The sequence below is a fragment of the Halomonas sp. M20 genome (genome assembly GCF_020622265.1).
Classification (GTDB): Bacteria; Pseudomonadota; Gammaproteobacteria; order Pseudomonadales; family Halomonadaceae; genus Modicisalibacter.
Genome location: NZ_JACNMQ010000007.1, coordinates 55,974 through 72,397, shown reverse-complemented (window position 1 = coordinate 72,397; position 16,424 = coordinate 55,974). Strand labels below are relative to the sequence as shown.

Here is a 16,424-nt window from a genome sequence, read left to right as displayed (position 1 = left end):
GGCGAAAATTGAGTACTCGACCGCTAATGGAAGTGATGCTGTAGTTTATGAACGCTCATCCTGCACAACACGGCCTTGGCCGCTAACGCAACGAGAGCGAATAACGTACCAAAAACTTTTTGACCTCTGGGACCTGACATGACCACTCGCAGAAATTTTCTAGGCTACGCCGCCACCGCCGTCGGTGCGATGCCCTTCGCTGGGGCCGCCCTGGCACAGACCTCTTCCTCCACCTCTTCCTCGGGATCGGCGTCCAACGCCGCGCCCAAGGCTGCCGCGTCCGCCGCTTCCGGCTATGGCGCTTCGACTGCCAACAAGGAACTCGATATCGTCAGCCTGCCAAGGCTGAAAGACGACTTCAAAGCCGCCATTCCCAAGGCGGGCTATGTGTTTGTCACCGGCGCCAAGGGCGATGAATGGACCCTGCGTGAAAACCGTCGCGCCATGGAAGACTTTCGCATCATGACCCACCGCCTGACCGGCGTCAGCGCCGACAATATCGATCTTTCCGTCGAGATTCTGGGTCAAAAGCTGCCCTTCCCGTTCTTCGTCGCCCCGATGGGCGCCCACCGCATGGTCCATGAAGAAGGCGAAGTCGCCACCGCCCGGGGCGCGGGTATGGCGGGGGCGCTCTATTGCTCGTCCGGTGCCTCGAACAAGACCTTGGAACAGATTGCCGAAGCCACCACGGGCCCGAAATGGTTCCAGCTATACTTCAACCAGGATGTGAACGTCACCAAGTCGCTGCTCAGGCGCGCGAAGGATGCGGGCTACTCCGCCATTGTGCTGACCGCCGACGCCCTCGGGCCGGGCACCCCCGATGAGTTCCGCGCGATGGGTATGCCGTTTCGCAGTGACATGACCTTCGGCAACCACGACCCTGCCTTCGGCGGCACCGGAAACTTCCTGGATCAGAAGGCCGACCTGACCCCTGACGACATCAAGATGATCAAGGACGAAACCGGCCTGCCGGTGATCGTCAAGGGCATCCTGCGCGGCGAAGACGTCGACCCCATCATCGCCGCCGGCGCGGATGCGATTCAGGTCTCGAACCACGGCGGACGCCAGATTGACGGTGTGCCAGGCGCGATCAGCGCGCTGCCGCTGGTCGCCAAGGCCGTTGACGGCCGCGTGCCGGTCATCATGGACAGCGGCATCCGTCGCGGTATCGATGTGATCCGTGCGCTGGCGATGGGGGCGACCTGCGTCGCCGTCGGCCGCCCGGTGCTGTACGGCCTGGGCGTTGGCGGCGCCAAGGGCGTGCAATCGGTGCTTGAATCGCTGGCCAACGAGCTGCGCTCGGACTTGCTGCTGACCGGAGCCCGGTCGATGGCCGACCTCGATCCATCCTACATCTCTATGACCGGCGCCAGCGCCGAAATGCAAAAGGGTTGAATCATGCTGAAGAAACGTACCCTGGCCACCGCGCTGCTGCTGGCGGCCGCGAGCCCCGCGATGGCCTTCACCCATACCGGTGAAGACGTCGACAAGTCGATGTTCGAAGGTCGCGAGATCGCCCCCGACCCCTGGGCCGATCAATGCGATGTCGAACGCAGCCTCGTGCCGATCGAAGGCAAGGAGAATCTGTATCGCCACACCAACAACACCTTCCCGGCGACCCATTCCGGGCTGGTGCTGATTCAGGACGAAGGCGCTCTGGTCATCGATGCGGGTAACAATTGCGCGGCCGAATGGCTGCGTGACGAGATCAAGTCGCGCTTCGACAAGGACATCACCCTGGCCATCCTGACCCACGCGCATTTCGACCACCTCGCGGGCTCGACCGTGTATCAGGACGCCGGCGCCAAAGTGATTGCGCAGCGCAACGCCCTCGAGCCGATCATCGGCGAGAAGATGCCCGTGGCCGAGCCCACCATAACCTTCGACGAGGAGATGACCGTCACCTTCGGCGACTACGAAGTATTGCTCCACCACGAGACGGCGGGCAACCACTCCAACAGCATGGTCCAGGTCTGGATTCCCGAGTTGAGCGCCATGCAGTGCACGGATGTGTGCCAGTCCGAGACCTTCCCCTATATGGATTTTCTGGACTTCTACTATCCCGGCTGGATCGAAACGCTGGACTGGGTGATCGACAAAAATCCAGACGTGGTCGAGGTAGGCCACTATAGCCCGTCGACCACCGAGGACCAGGTCGCACTGCGGGACTACATGACCGAGCTGCACGACCAGGTGCTCGAGCTCCATCGCGAGGGGATGCCCTGGGACCAGCTGTGGCGCAACGTCACGGCGGGCAACGAGCACAAGGACGACTGGTTCGGCTATGAGTATATGCGCGTCCACAACATTCGAGGCATGTTCCGCTGGGTGGACAACCACCGTCGCGGTCTGTGGTAAGCATTCATCTTACCGCTAACGTCTCGGCCCGCAGCATGACGCTGCGGGCCGTTTCCGGCCAACAGGCGCTCACGCACCGCTGGCCAATATCTCGACACGGGCTTCTATAATAACGGCAGCACTATTGTCAGGTAAGTGATCTTGGAACGCTCTGGCTGCCAAGTCTCATGTGATGGGTCACCCGTCACTGACGATACAGGAATTTCTTGAGATGCCGTCTATGATCCTACCCATCCTGAGCGTCGATGTCGGCGGCACAACGAAAACCGATATGACGGTGGCCGCGCCCGGGTGCGTTGGAGAAACCGTTGCGGTGCGTGGCGGTAAGCGTGGCGGCGTTGGCATCATAGATGTAGTCGCCGCCTCGGGTGACCCGCTCACCGGCTTGATCCGCCGCCTCTCGCCCATCGTCAGGATCATAGGGGTAAGGGCGCATCAGGCTTGACGTCCATTCAGCAAGCGAGCCGCTCATGTCGAGGGCGCCGAGTTCTGAGGCGCCGTCCGGGTGATCGCCCACCACGCCAGTCACGCCAGTGCGTCCCGAGACAAAGACACGGCTATCATCCGGTGCCGTATTCCCCCAGGGGTAGAGACTGGCATCCGAGCCCCGGGCCGCGGCTTCCCACTGCGCTTCGGTGGGTAGACGCGCGCCGCGCCACTCGCAATAAGCCCGCGCGCCCGCCCAGGTGCTCTCGGTGACAGGATGGTCTTCGTATTCCTGAGTGACCCGGAAGGCGCCATCGCGGTAGCCGATACGTGCTTGAGCATCATCAAGTGCGATGATCGGATACAGGCCACTGCTCCGGCTTTCTTCCATCAGCACGGCAACGCTATCGTCGGATAAGTCGTCTCGGGAGGCTCGGCCAGCTTTGAAGGGTGTGGACACGGAAATATCCAGCGCATTCAGATATTCGGCAAATGCCGCATTGGTGACTTCGGTGCGATCAATCTGGAAGGCTTGCAATTCGACTGCGTGCTCGGGTTGTTCGATGGCGGGCCCATCGCTTCTACCGAGCGTATAGCGGCCTGCCGGGACGGTAATCATCGTTTCCCTGGCACGTGCCGATTGGGGCGCGCTTTCTGAAGTGAATAGTGCCGCATCGATATTCTTGAAATCTGGTGGCGGTTCGGCCTGCGCTGAGCCAACAACAGCGGTGCAGGCGCTGACGCCTACAATGGCAATGAGAGACACGTTAGTGAGCATGATGGATCGATATGCCATAAATACTCCTGACCTGGGTGCAGCTCAACGCTGACATTGTTTGCCAAGGCGGGGCGGTACAGGATAGTTGTAGCATAAGCTGTCCTTTTCCATATAGGACTGCCCGCATTTAGAACAAATAACGGAAGCATCCAACTTGAAGCGGGCCATTTCAGTTAACAAGCCAACAATATCGGAAATCCCACATTGGCGGTGATCCGGTTTCTGGGAAGGTTAGAACAATCCATCGAATTATTCGTTGTTCATGACCCGATAATTGCACCCTTTCATTCGCTCACCAGGGCTATCCTGTATTCATTGCAAAACACACAGGGAGACACGACATGCAGTCATCACTGATCAACAGGGTACTTTCCACTCACGAAAGCTTTGCACCCTTGGCGTTGCGCGTACCGGCAGGGATCATCTTCATGGCCCACGGCGCCCAGAAGCTGTTCGGCTGGTTTGGCGGTAACGGTCTGGAAGCCACTGCACAAGGGATGGCGTCGATGGGCCTCGAACCTGGCTACCTGATGGCCTTGCTGGCCGGCGGCGGCGAGTTTTTCGGTGGTCTTGCCCTGCTGCTCGGGCTTCTGGTTCGCCCCGCCGGCGTTGTGCTGTCCATTGCCATGCTGGTGGCCATCTTTGCGGTGCATATCGGCAATGGCCTGTTCATGAGCAACAACGGCTATGAGTTCGCCCTTGCCCTGCTGGCCATCTCGGTATCGTTGGTCATCAGTGGCGCGGGCAAGGTGTCAATAGATCGCAGTCTGGCGAGCAAGGTTTAGTGGCCACTTGGAGTTGAAACCGCCAATTCAGACTAACAGCATTTACTGAAATATCTTGGAGGGAGCATGCTTGTTCGTTCTAGTGATGCCCGGGGCTATGCCAACCATGGTTGGCTACGCTCCTTTCATACCTTCTCCTTTGCGAACTACTACGACCCTGAGTACATGGGCTTTCGCAAGCTGCGGGTGATCAACGAGGACCGTGTCGAGGCTGGCCAGGGCTTTGGTGCACATTCCCATCGCGACATGGAGATCATCTCTTACGTGCTGGAAGGCGAACTGGCCCATAAGGACAGCATGGGCCATGTCGAGGTCGTCCGCCCCGGCGAGGTTCAGCGCATGTCTGCCGGCACCGGCGTGACCCATAGCGAGTTCAATAACGCTAAGGACAAGCTCGTCCATTTCCTGCAGATCTGGATCGAGCCGGAACAGCGGGGCATCAAGCCCAGCTACGAGCAAAAGGCCTTTTCTGTTGATGAGCGCCAGGGAAATTGGCGGCTCGTGGCCTCCCGGGACGGTCGTGACGGCTCTGTGAGCATCAATCAGGACGTCAATCTCTATGCCGGCCTGTTCGATGAAGGCCAGAGTGCGAGCCTGCCGACGACGCGCTATGTCTGGTTGCATATTGTCCGTGGCAGCGCCGAGGTCAATGGACAAGTGCTGGAAGCCGGCGATGCCGCAGCCTTCGCACCGAATGAGACAATCGAGCTGACCGGTCGCAGCGCCTCGGAGGTATTGCTGTTCGACCTGGCCTGAAGGGCCTGTGAATAGCGCTGGTTTCAGCCAGCCGGCTCAGGAATATGAGTTCTGATGCGTGCTGTAGAAGTGGTAATTAAAATGCTCGATGGCCCAGCTTTTTTGTGGGCCATTTTGAGCTATATTTAATATAAGGAAGCTTCATTAAAGGGAAAGAAAATGAAATTAAAAGATAGAGTTGCCATTATATTCGGTGGAACATCCGGTCTGGGTGAAGCGACTGCCAAAGCCTATGCAAATGAAGGTGCCAAGGTAGTGGTAGTGGGTCGCGGTGAATCAAAAGGTAATCGCATCATCAATGAGCTCCGGGGCAAAAGTCAGGAATCAATCTTCGTCAAGGCAGATGTATCGAAAGCGCAAGAAGTGCAAACAGTTGTCGATAAAGCGCTCGAAGAATTTGGACAAATAGATATTTTATATAATGGCGCTGGTATCCATGACGCTTATAAAACAGCGGCTGAAGTAGAAGAAGATGAGTACGAAAAATTGATGGATATCAATGTCAAAGGGCCGTATCTAGCCTCAAAAGCGGTGATTCCGCACTTTTTAAAGAAAGGCAAGGGCGTCATCATCAATGTAGGCTCTCAATCTACCCATGTCGCGGGGGCAGGGGGGTCGGCATATGTCACGTCAAAACATGCGGTAGAAGGTTTCACGAAACAATTAGCCTATGATTTTGGAAGAAAAGGCATTAAAGCTAACCTTATCGCCCCGGGGTTCATAGAGTCACCAATGACCGAGGGGATTGAAGACGAACGCTTGAATGATATTCCGGCACAGCGAGCTGGGAAGCCTGAAGAGATTGCAGCGCTAGCCGTATTCCTGGCCTCCGACGATTCCAATTATATGCACGGAGCGACGGTTACCATGGACGGCGGATGGACCACCGGCAGATAGGAAGATCATTCCCGGCGTCTTTGGTTCTTGAATTCATGGGGTGCCGATAACCGGTCTAGGTTCGGCGATACCAGCTTCATACCTAGCAAAGTGCCGCCGCTGTCAAAGCTGTGTCGGGATTTACAAAAACAGCAATGACAGCGGCGGCAATGATCAAACGCTACCTCGAACCATGCCTAGGCTCAGCGCATGGCTTTCAGTGCCTTGGTCCAGCGGGCCATGGTCTCAAGCAGAGTTTGCGCGCTCTTTTCATGAATATCCGTTGCCACGAAGGTGCCATCTTCGAGGTGATTGGTCACCATGGGGATCATCACCTGTTGTTTGATGGGCACCATTTCCATCGCGTTTAGAATGGGTTTGGCGGCCTCGGTCGATCGAATACCTCCCGAGATGCCGCCATAGCTTACAAAGCCCGCGGGCTTGTAGTTCCATTCTTTGTACAGGTAATCGAGTGCGTTGATGAACGTCGGCGGCGGCGTGTAGTTGTATTCCGGCAACACGAAAATGAAGGCATCCGAGTTTTCGACGATCTTCGACCAGCGCTTGGTATGCTCATGCTCGTATTTCTGCATAGCGGGATGGTTGGGTTCGTCCAGCATCGGCAGATTGATGTCTTGGAGATCCGCGAACCCGATCTCGAATCCTGCGGGGTTGGCCTGGGCATAACCGTGGAACCAGTCGGCGACGGGCTTGCCGACTCGGCCGGGGCGGGTGCTGGTGAGGACGATGGTCAGTTTCACTATTCTAGTTTCCTTGGTTTGTGTCAGGGGTTGGTCTGTAAACTTTTTTAGTATGAGCGATCAAGTATCAGACTTGATGCGCCATGGAATGGGCGGCGGCATCATGCGGTCGCCGTCGAATTCCGGCACGTCGCCGAATCGCGCATCGCCGGCCTCCCACTCTTTCTGCGCCTGTGCAATCTCGGCCTTGCTGTGGCCCACGAAGTTCCACCAGATGAAGATCTCCTCGTTCAGCGGTTCGCCTCCCAGCAGCAGCACGCGGGTACCGGCATCGAGTTCCAGCGCGGTGTCATCAAGCCCGCGGCCCAGGTAGGCAAGTTCGTTCGAAGCGAAGGTGTCCTGATTAATGCGCAGACTACCCTCGAGTACCAGCACGCCGTATTCGAAGTGATTGTGCAGGTTCAGGCGAACGGTGGCTGCAGTGTCGGCGAGCATATCCGCCCCTACCAGCGGCGAGAATGCCAGGGTGGGTGCTTCATGACCGTTGAGCGCACCGGTGAGCAGCGTGATATCGACGCCCTGTTCCTGCCAACGTGGCAGGTCGGGATAGTGATCGAACCGTGGCTCGGTATGCCGGTGGGCATGGGGCAGTGCGATCCATAGCTGCGCCGCATGTAGCTGTGATTCACTCGGGAGCGATTCTTCGGTGTGCGCGATACCACGACCGGCGGTCATCAAATTGACTTCCCCAGGGCGGATCACCTGCTCGCTCCCCAGACTGTCGCGATGCAGGATGTCGCCGGCCAGCATCCAGGTGAAGGTTTGCAGGCTAGTATGCGGATGCGGGCCGACGCGCATGCCCTGGCTGTCCACGGAAAATACGGCAGGTCCCGCGTGGTCCAGAAAGCACCACGCCCCGATCATGCGCCGCCCGCGCTGGGGCAGGACCCGGTTGATGGGAATGCCGCCTACTTCGGCCTTCCGCGGCGATAGGTGCTGAATAAGCCGGTGACCGTCAACGATGGGGCACTCGAACGATTCGAACAGCGCAGGGTTTGATTCGGTATTGCTCATGGCATCGGTATCCTAGGGTCTGTTGACGTTTCATCGCGAACCGCGTTGCTGCATCAAAAAGTGCCAGTCAAGGCGCGGAACGCAGTGAAGGGTTATTCCCTTTTCAAGTTTCGCAACGCAGGATGGCGCTTTTTGATGCGCAACCCAAAGGGCTGGGTCAGTTTTTATCCGCTGCGGCGTTAGTCGTCGCTCATTTGGAATAACCAAATTTCTCTCCTCCTGCCTTGCCCCGAATAAAAACTGGTACCAGCGCGGACGCGAATGAAACGTCAACAGACCCTAGATAGGTCGCTCAAACTTAGTCGCTGCTGGAGCAGCCAACCGAAGCGTCTCGTTAGCGCGCACTCGCTGCTGTGCAAGACTCGAGGCGCTCACCGGTCGTATCATCCGCGTTGTGTTGAAAAAGTGTACCGTGCGAGCCTGGGCCGGAACCCTTGGCCCACCATTCCAGGCCACTACCCACATAACGTGCGCCGCTTCCGGAGACAGCAATCTGCATGCTGTAGGTGGTGCCTTGATACTCCATCCTGGCCGAATCCGGGTCGGGATAGGAGACCGCGATTGTCTCACCGCTTTCGCAAGCGTAATTATAGGTTTTTGGCGCTGCTGTTTGGGCGTCTTGCTGCGACGTCGCGCAGGCGGTAAGGAGCAATGTGGAAGCGAGGGTGAGGGGGATGGTGAGTCTCATGCGTTCTCCGATAATGAGTAATGTGATCTAGCTCTCTTTTACGTCAATGGACAACGCTTAGGCAACGCAGAGTCTGAAAGTTTACTGGCCGACCGGCAGCGTCAGTACCGGCAGATTCTGACTGCCGCCGGCGCTAAGCTCCAGGCGCAGCAAGGATATGAGCGCACCGAGGCTACGCCGGGATTCCAGGTCATCGCCGGCAAGATAAAACCAGTGCCCGCGGTGCTGCACGCCCAGATAGGCATTCGACGGTTTTTCGGGACTGCTGATGATGGTGAACGGCGGCCTCGAAGAGGCTTCTGCGTCCGCGACTTCGTGGCGTTCGAGGTCGATGGCGGGCACAGCGACCCCCTGGGCGAGGTGCGCCATGATCCCCAACGGCGAGCGCGTGGCAAGATAAAGCGTATCTGCCTTTTGTACATCGTCCTGTATTTGCTCGCTGGCCATGTCGATTGCGTAGCTTCGCCGGTCCGGCGCCAGGCCCAGCCGATGGGCCAGCTCTTGCCACGCCGGCGTGCGCCCAAAGGCGTCGCCCAGGTTCAGCGTCATGCGATACATCTTGCGCGCCAGAACGTAGCCGTCATCGTTTGCCTGCAGCCGATAGCCCTCCTTGGCGGCATCCACCACGTCTGTGCCGGCAATTTGATTGGCCGACAAGCGCGGTGAAACAGGCTCGTACCCCTGGGTTAGTCTCAGGGCTATATGGCCCTGGCGCTGCCATTGCGCCAAGGTTCCGATGATATGGCGCAGTTCGGATGACCCTGCACCCCCGGTCGACTCACGCGCCACGCCGATAGGCGCGCCGACTGCGTTGATCTGACGCACGGCGAGATTGAATATACGTTCGATCCCCCAGCCGTACTCGATCAGATGATAGAGCGTTTCCGGTCCGATGGGCGCGATGAGCTGACGCGTGAACTCCGGCCCTTGCTGTGGGGTGAATGTAATGGTCGGGCGCTCTGCGAAACTGAGCTGGGCCTGGGGCTGAACCAGCGCAAGATCACCGTCACCATCAAATTCACCGCCGAGCATGACGCTGGAATCCAGCTCGAACTGGGAAGAAATGCCGTTTATCGCCAGAAATTCCGGGGTTTCGAGATAGCGCAGCCGAACGATGTTGAGCAGCAGTTCGCGTTGCTCGGTAACTTGAACCGCATCGTTATAAGCCATGCGGCTACTGGTGAGCTGTTGCGGGCCAAGGGCACAGCCCCCGACCAGCAGCGCCAGACAAAGAACGATGGCAAAACGCGGCAACACGATCAGCACCGTCCTGTCTGTGATGCCCAGGGGAAGGCCGTTGAAGTTTGTTCCGGCGTCTCTTTTTCGCTCACACGCTTTCCTTCGGTGTATCTGGCTCGTGCAGAATCATACCGGGAATCCGAAACAACTGGATGCGCTCGACCTGCCTGGGTATCGACTGGCAACTCACAAAACCGGTCTTGTCCAGGATTGCGGTGACCCCTAGGGGTAGTAGCTCGTCGATGCCAATATTACCGTCACACGCAATCCCAGTGTTGTGGCCATGCACCGTAAGCCGCGTGCTTACGGTGCACGCGACTCAGGGCATACCGGACAAAGATGATGCAACTACGCCATTAGCCGTTCTCGGCGGCGGTCCGGCTCTGGATCAGGTTGGCGTAGGCCGGCAGATGATTGGCCAGAATGGCGCCGAAGCCTTCGATGTCGTTGCGCCAGTCACGGTGCAGTTCGCAGCCGACCGCAAACCAGTTCATCAGTTGCACGCCGGCCTGGGACATCCGGTTCCATGCGGCGTCCCGCACGGCGGGATTGAATGTGCCGGAGGCGTCGGTGATCGCGAACACCTCATAGCCTTCTTCCAGAGCTGACAGCGCCGGGAAGGCGACACATACGTCGGTGACGACGCCGGCGATGAGCAACTGCTTCTTGCCCGTATCCTTGACCGCCTGGACGAACTCTTCGTTGTCCCAGGCGTTGATCTGACCGGGCCGCGCGATCAAGGGCGCGTCGGGAAAGGTCTCCTTGAGCTCGGGAACGATCGGCCCGTTGGGACCGTCTGCGAAACTGGTGGTCAGGATGGTGGGAAGGTTGAAGAACTTGGCGATATCGGCAACCGCCAGGACGTTGTTCTTGAATTCATCCATGTTGTAGTCGCGAACCAGCGATAGCAGACCGGCCTGGTGGTCGACCAACAACACGGCCACGTTGTCTTTGTCGAGACGGTTATAGGTAAAGGACATCAAGCATCTCCTGGGTTGCTGGTTTGGTGTTGCACCATTGTGGAAGATAGTGCACCGAAGAAAAACGTGCGCCTTCCATTCCTCGTTTACTAATGACGATATCGTGCATCTGTTCTGAAACGGATACAATATCCATTATACATTACATGCTGTCGTTATTATCGCGACAATTGGAGGGGTTAGAGGTGGATCGCTTCGCAAGTATTCGCGCATTCACACGGGTTGTGGAAGCCGGCGGTTTTGCTGCCGCCGCCCGCGAGATGAATCTGTCGCGATCAGTGGTCAACAAGGCGGTCATCAATCTCGAGCAGGAACTCGGCATCCAGCTACTGCGGCGCAGCACGCGGCAAGTAACGCCGACGGATACCGGGATGGCGTTCTACGATCGCTGCCGACAAATTTTGAACGACCTGGACGACGCGGTTTCATCCGTCACATCGCTCCAGGGCAAGCCGGCCGGCAATCTGCGCGTCAACGCGCCCATGTCATTCGGCACCCACCATCTATCCCGGGTAATGGCCGAATACATGGCGCTGTATCCTGAAGTTTATGTGGAGCTGGTACTCAACGATCGCGTTATCGATCCGATCGAAGAAGGTTTCGATGTGACAATAAGAATTGGAACTCCGCAGGCCACGACCAGTCTCGTGACCCGGGAACTGGTGGTAGCCCGGCGTGTGCTGTGCGCATCGCCGGGCTATCTGCACCGCTGGGGAGAGCCATCGAAGCCCACCGAACTCAACATGCACCGCTGTTTGCACTATGGCTACCTAGGTTCCGGAAGCAAGTGGCGTCTACGGGGGGCAGGGGGCGAGCAAAGCTATGCGATCAACTGCGTCATGTGGGCAAACAACGCCGAGCCCTTGCGGGATGCCGCGATAAATCATCAAGGTATCGCCATGCTGCCGACCTTTATTGCCGGCGAGGCATTGAGAAGCGGACAACTGCGCACGCTTCTTGGTGACTACCCGCCATCCGATATCACGGTGAGTGCGCTTTACCCCCGGCATCGGCATCTATCTGCCAAGGTAAGCATGTTGATTGACTTGCTATCCTTGCGCTTCGGCGCTCAGCCCTACTGGGATTGGGTGCGGTAAGGCAGTCTTAAGATCATTCCTTGGCCAACCGGTCCAGCGCCCAGCCGACGCTGAAACCATGCAGGATCGTCGATAGAAGAATAACCAGGCCAACGAGTGACCAAAGCTGAATCTCGTTGATGAACTCAATATGATTCCCCGCGTAGCACAGATAATAAATTGAGCCGATGCCCCGCACCCCGTACACCGACACCACGGCCCTATCGCGAAAGTCGAGATCGGTTCTCAGCAGCGCAATCCACCCCGAGACAGGACGAATAACTGCAAGCAGCACAATAGCGACCACGAAATGCGTCCAGCTCAGATCCGCCAACAAAAGCGGAAGGACACTACCCAAGGCAACCAGCAGCAGCGCGGTAAGCGCGTCCTCGATGGATTCGCAGAAATCGTGCAGGCGGCGATGGAAATGGTGTTCCTCTTCTATCCGCCGCAGGGTCAACCCGAGTATCGCAACGGCGATGAAGCCGTACCCTTCGACTATTTCGGTCAGGCCATAGCACATCAGCACCGCCGCAAATGCGATCACGCCTGAACTGGTGTCGGCTAAAAGAGCGCCTTTGGGCACGCTAAAAAGGACGTAGCCAAGCGTCTTGCCACTGCCCCAGCCCATGACAACACCCAAAATAATTCGGTAAAAGACATCTAATAAAACCCAGTCCAGGCCCCAGGCAGCGGGATTCAAACCTTCCGCGGCGACAATCAAACCCAGATAGACAAACGGAAATGCCAGCCCGTCGTTCAGGCCTGCTTCTGTCGTCAGGGTAAAGCGAACGGGGTGTTCCGAGCCCTCGTGCGGCGGACCCACTTGCACGTCCGACGCCAGAACTGGATCGGTGGGCGCCAGCACAGCGCCTAAGAGAATCGCACCGGCCACGGTCAGCCCCGCCAACCCGACCCCCAGCAGCGTCACGGTGAAAATGGTCAGTGGCATTGCGATGGCAAGCATCCGCAACGTCGGCGTCCATTTTTTCCATGGGCGTAAGCTATCGATACGCATACCGGCGGCAAATAGCGCAATGATGATAGTCAGCTCGCTCATCAGCTCCCACGGCAGCGGTGTTTGGCGTGGATCGGGCAGTACCGGCAAACCCGGCAGCAATAACGTAGCACCCGCACCAAAAAGGATCATCAGCGGGGCCGCCACAGGTTCACGCTTGGAAATCAGACGCGGCAGCCAACGCGCCACAATCACAATCGCGCCGACGACCGCCAGAGCGACGTGATAGGAACTCAGGGTGAAAAACGCTTCGTGCTGCATGTTCTAGACATCCTGTATTAGGACCAAGCCCAGCTCGTTTTAAGGACTGCGCCGCTGAGTTTAGTGTTCAAAATTGATGGAGTCCTACTTTGACAGGCTTAGAAAGGGCAGCTAGCTTGGTAGTAATAGCTAATATAACTAGTTGATCTAGAAGTCTTCAAAGTCCGAAAAGCATACTTCATGAAGTGCCGGTAAATACTCTTTATCCGTAATTTCATCTGCTTAAAACAAAACTCGCTTGTGGCGGGTAAAAGAGGCTTAGAGATGTCCAGATTTCTAACACCTGTTTCCATGACGCTTCTTGCGCTGGCGTCCACGACTGCTTATGCGGACGCAGACAAGATCTATTTCGGTGGCAACATCGTCACCATGAACGAGGACAACCTCTTCGTCGAAGCAGTTGCCATCGAGGGTGATCGCATCACCCATGTCGGACGGATGACCGAGATTGAGAAACTGGCCGATGATGACACCGAGCGCGTCGATCTTGACGGCAAGACGATGCTGCCCGGCTTCATCGACCCGCACGGCCACTTCGTCGCTGCCGGCACTTGGGGTTTGCAGGCCGATCTCAACCCGCCGCCGATCGGGACGACGACGAATATGGATCAGCTGATCGCCAAGTTGAAAGAGATGGCGGACACCGACAGCGAGGCTCCGGTCATCCTCGGAACCAGCTATGATGACACGCTGCTCGAAGAGAACCGCCACCCAACGAAAGAGGATCTCGACAAGGCCAGCACGACGCGTCCGGTGATCATCAGGCACATTTCCGGCCACGTCACGGTCGCCAATTCCAAGGCCCTCGAGATGGCAGGGATCACGGCCGACACATCCGATCCCGATGGCGGACGCATCGAGAAGGATGCCGAGACCGGCGAGCCGACCGGCGTGCTGGAGGGGAATGCAGGAGCGCTGGTCCGTGAAATCGCGCCGGAGACTACGAAGGAGGACGAACTCGCCGCCATTCGCAAGGCCTCCGAGATGTGGACCGCCCACGGCTTCACCACCGCCAACGACCAGCCGAACGAGCCGAGCACGATCGACGTCTACAAGGAGGCGCTCGATACCGGCGATCTGTCCCTGCGGCTCATCTACTGGCCGAGGGAGAGGAATATCGAGGCTGCGCGGGAATATCCGGCCGTGAAATCCGGAACCGACATCACCGCCGGCGGCAACATGATCACCCATGGGCCGATGAAGATCACCGTCGACGGGTCGCCACAGGGCTATACCGCGCATTTCAGCCAGCCCTACATGACCCAGCGCCCGCAGGATGACGGGTCCTATAAGGGCTTTTCCTATTGGGACGACCGTGATCAGTTCTTCGACTTCGTCGAACAACTGCACCGTGAAGGCTGGCAGGTCACGATCCATTCCAACGGCGACCAGGGCATCCAGGACACGCTTGACGCCTTTGCCGCCGCCCAGCTGGCCGCTCCACGCGAGGATGCGCGTCACACCATCCAGCATGCCCAGTTCACCCGGCCGGACCAACTCAACCAGATGGCAGCGCTCGACGTGCATCCCGACTTCTTCATCGGGCATACGTTCTACTGGGGCGATCGCCACAAAAACGTCTTCTTCGGCGAATCGCGTGCAAACCACATGAGCCCGCTGAAGGGCGCCTACGAGCACGGCCTCATTCCCACCACACACACCGACACGCCGGTCGTGCCGATCGACGGGATCCAGATGATCTGGTCCTCGGTGAACCGCATGTCGACCGGGGGCGACATCATCGGAGAGGACCAGCGGGTCGCGCCCCTAGAGGCGCTCAAGGCGATTACCACCAACGCCGCCTGGCAGTACTTTCAGGATGACATCAAGGGTAGCATCGAACCCGGCAAGCTGGCAGATTTCGTGGTTCTGTCCGACAACCCGCTGTCGATTGGCCATCTCGATCCGATGAAAATCAAGGACATCAAGGTGCTCGAGACGATTGTCGGCGGCGAGACGGTGTTCGAAGGCGAAACTGAGAGTATCGTCGCACGGCAGTTTCCCGACTAATTTTTCCTGTTTACATCGTTTACAGGGACGGCCCGCTTCGGCGGGCTGTAAGCCTCCGCTAAACCCACCTTTCGTTGAGTCGTGATTTCGATGACGGTAGGTGTCCACCTATTGCTTAGTGGACACCTATCATGAGTGAGTCAAGCGTGTTGCGAACCCTTTGCAAACGTCGCCGTTTTACACCCGAGTTCAAGGTCAGGATTGCCCTAGCATGACAGCAATCCGCTGCCTCGTTAATCGGCATTGCGTTAGGACACAAGCCGTGAAGAGAACTGCCCCATGACCGAAGCCGAGTCACTATCCCGTTGGGAAGGTTGTCTGTTGGGTTTAGCGGTCGGGGATGCCTTGGGAGCACCGTTGGAGTTCCATCGTCGCGAACGAATCACCCCAATCACCGGGATGATCGAGGGCGGCAAGTTCCGCATGCGTCGCGGTGAGTGGACAGACGACACTGCGATGGCATTGTGTCTTGCTGATAGCCTGCTTGTTTGCGATGGTTTTGATGCCGCCGACCAGATGGAGCGTTACTGGCGCTGGGCCAATCATGGTGAGAACTCGACACGCCAGCGTGCATTCGGCATTGGCAAGACCGTCGCTAAGGCCTTGGCACGTTACCAGCGTTCCGGTGAGCCTTTGTGCGGCAGTGATGCCTTATCCGCTTCTGGAAACGGCTCGATCATGCGCCTTGCGCCGGTGGCAATGCGCTATGCCGGTGTCTCTTCGCTGACCGTACATGCCGCAGCCAGTTCGCGCACGACTCATGCCTCACCGCTGTGTCTTTCTGCTTGCCGTCTGATGGCACGGCTGCTTGAACGAGCGTTGCTGGGTGAGACCACCAACTCGAGATGGTTGAGTACTGCTGAGCTGGGAAGTGACGATTATCCCAGTATGTTCATGCCACTGCTTTCCGGTGAGTACCGCGACAAGACTGAGGAGGAAATCCGAGGTAGCGGTTACGTCCTGGAGAGCCTGGAGGCGGCAATGTGGTGCCTGTGGCACAGCGACAGCTTTGCAGATGCGGTGCTCAAGGCCGCTAATCTGGGAGACGATGCCGATACCACCGCAGCCGTTACAGGGCAGTTGGCTGGCGCTTTCTATGGAGTAACCGCCATTCCAGCCTTATGGTGTCGGCAGTTGCATGCCTATGATCATATCCATGACAGGGCAGTCAAACTGCACGCTGCATGGCAGGATGATAGTTGCTAGGGATCAAGCCGAACCGCGCCAAATTTTCTAGATATCCGTTAGGCTCGGGAAGCACGCCATTTTTCGTCGGCGGTCATTCATAAAATCTGGAATCTACTTGTCACTACAGCTGTGATGCTTCTCTAGGCTATGGGGCTTGCCTGAGCCAATCTTACTGGCCGGATTTAGATCATAATCGCCGTCCGCTTATTC

General features: G+C 57.7%; 16 protein-coding genes. 8 read left to right on the top strand and 8 right to left on the bottom strand.

The features are described from left to right. Positions 1–138 precede the first annotated feature (138 nt). Together H7850_RS15850 and H7850_RS15845 are read left to right on the top strand one after the other, a co-directional pair. Positions 139–1,395 carry an alpha-hydroxy-acid oxidizing protein gene (locus H7850_RS15850; RefSeq protein WP_227370453.1) on the top strand — a complete coding sequence of 419 codons (1,257 nt, stop codon included), beginning with the start codon at positions 139–141 and terminating at the stop codon, positions 1,393–1,395. A 60-nt stretch (positions 1,396–1,455) separates the two neighbouring features. After that, positions 1,456–2,358 carry an MBL fold metallo-hydrolase gene (locus tag H7850_RS15845; protein WP_227370452.1) on the top strand — a complete coding sequence of 301 codons (903 nt, stop codon included), beginning with the start codon at positions 1,456–1,458 and terminating at the stop codon, positions 2,356–2,358. A 226-nt stretch (positions 2,359–2,584) separates the two neighbouring features. On the opposite strand, the gene H7850_RS15840 is transcribed toward H7850_RS15845, so the two are convergent. Further along, on the bottom strand, positions 2,585–3,580 hold the full coding sequence (locus tag H7850_RS15840) for a formylglycine-generating enzyme family protein (protein WP_227370451.1): 996 nt from the start codon (positions 3,578–3,580) through the stop codon (positions 2,585–2,587). A 323-nt stretch (positions 3,581–3,903) separates the two neighbouring features. Between H7850_RS15840 and H7850_RS15835 the strand changes: the two genes are divergently transcribed. From H7850_RS15835 to H7850_RS15825, 3 genes are all read left to right on the top strand, one after another. Further along, positions 3,904–4,347, top strand: a complete 444-nt coding sequence (locus H7850_RS15835) for a DoxX family protein (protein WP_227370450.1) — start codon at positions 3,904–3,906, stop codon at positions 4,345–4,347. A 66-nt stretch (positions 4,348–4,413) separates the two neighbouring features. Continuing rightward, positions 4,414–5,103 carry a pirin family protein gene (locus H7850_RS15830; protein ID WP_227370449.1) on the top strand — a complete coding sequence of 230 codons (690 nt, stop codon included), beginning with the start codon at positions 4,414–4,416 and terminating at the stop codon, positions 5,101–5,103. Positions 5,104–5,262: 159 nt separating this feature from the next. Then, entirely contained in the window at positions 5,263–6,000 is a 738-nt protein-coding gene (locus tag H7850_RS15825; protein ID WP_227370448.1) for an SDR family NAD(P)-dependent oxidoreductase, read from the top strand. Positions 6,001–6,182: 182 nt separating this feature from the next. Here H7850_RS15825 and H7850_RS15820 read toward each other — a convergent pair whose 3' ends face one another. The 6 genes from H7850_RS15820 to ycaC form a co-directional block, all read right to left on the bottom strand. Continuing rightward, a complete protein-coding gene (locus H7850_RS15820; protein WP_227370447.1) occupies positions 6,183–6,740 on the bottom strand; it encodes an NADPH-dependent FMN reductase in 558 nt (185 codons plus the stop codon). A 60-nt stretch (positions 6,741–6,800) separates the two neighbouring features. Continuing rightward, complete coding sequence (locus tag H7850_RS15815; RefSeq protein WP_227370446.1) at positions 6,801–7,754, bottom strand: pirin family protein; 954 nt, start codon at positions 7,752–7,754, stop codon at positions 6,801–6,803. Positions 7,755–8,088: 334 nt separating this feature from the next. After that, a complete protein-coding gene (locus tag H7850_RS15810) occupies positions 8,089–8,442 on the bottom strand; it encodes an MliC family protein (protein ID WP_227370445.1) in 354 nt (117 codons plus the stop codon). Between the two features lie 81 nt (positions 8,443–8,523). Continuing rightward, positions 8,524–9,708 (bottom strand): hypothetical protein, encoded by a 1,185-nt coding sequence (locus tag H7850_RS15805; RefSeq protein WP_227370444.1) that lies wholly within the window; start codon positions 9,706–9,708, stop codon positions 8,524–8,526. A gap of 61 nt (positions 9,709–9,769) precedes the next feature. Then, a complete protein-coding gene (locus H7850_RS15800; protein WP_227370443.1) occupies positions 9,770–9,970 on the bottom strand; it encodes a hypothetical protein in 201 nt (66 codons plus the stop codon). 67 nt (positions 9,971–10,037) lie between these two features. Continuing rightward, complete coding sequence (gene ycaC / locus H7850_RS15795) at positions 10,038–10,661, bottom strand: isochorismate family cysteine hydrolase YcaC (RefSeq protein ID WP_147183787.1); 624 nt, start codon at positions 10,659–10,661, stop codon at positions 10,038–10,040. 185 nt (positions 10,662–10,846) lie between these two features. On the opposite strand from ycaC, the gene H7850_RS15790 reads away from it, so the two are divergent. Then, positions 10,847–11,758: a LysR family transcriptional regulator gene (locus tag H7850_RS15790; protein WP_227370442.1), complete on the top strand. Its 912-nt coding sequence runs from the start codon at positions 10,847–10,849 to the stop codon at positions 11,756–11,758. Between the two features lie 13 nt (positions 11,759–11,771). Here H7850_RS15790 and H7850_RS15785 read toward each other — a convergent pair whose 3' ends face one another. After that, complete coding sequence (locus H7850_RS15785; protein WP_227370441.1) at positions 11,772–13,016, bottom strand: cation:proton antiporter; 1,245 nt, start codon at positions 13,014–13,016, stop codon at positions 11,772–11,774. Between the two features lie 264 nt (positions 13,017–13,280). Here H7850_RS15785 and H7850_RS15780 point away from each other — a divergent pair, with 264 nt between their 5' ends. Both H7850_RS15780 and H7850_RS15775 read left to right on the top strand, forming a co-directional pair. After that, positions 13,281–15,026, top strand: a complete 1,746-nt coding sequence (locus H7850_RS15780; RefSeq protein WP_227370440.1) for an amidohydrolase — start codon at positions 13,281–13,283, stop codon at positions 15,024–15,026. Between the two features lie 279 nt (positions 15,027–15,305). Further along, positions 15,306–16,232 carry an ADP-ribosylglycohydrolase family protein gene (locus H7850_RS15775; protein ID WP_227370439.1) on the top strand — a complete coding sequence of 309 codons (927 nt, stop codon included), beginning with the start codon at positions 15,306–15,308 and terminating at the stop codon, positions 16,230–16,232. The last annotated feature ends 192 nt before the right edge of the window (positions 16,233–16,424 follow it).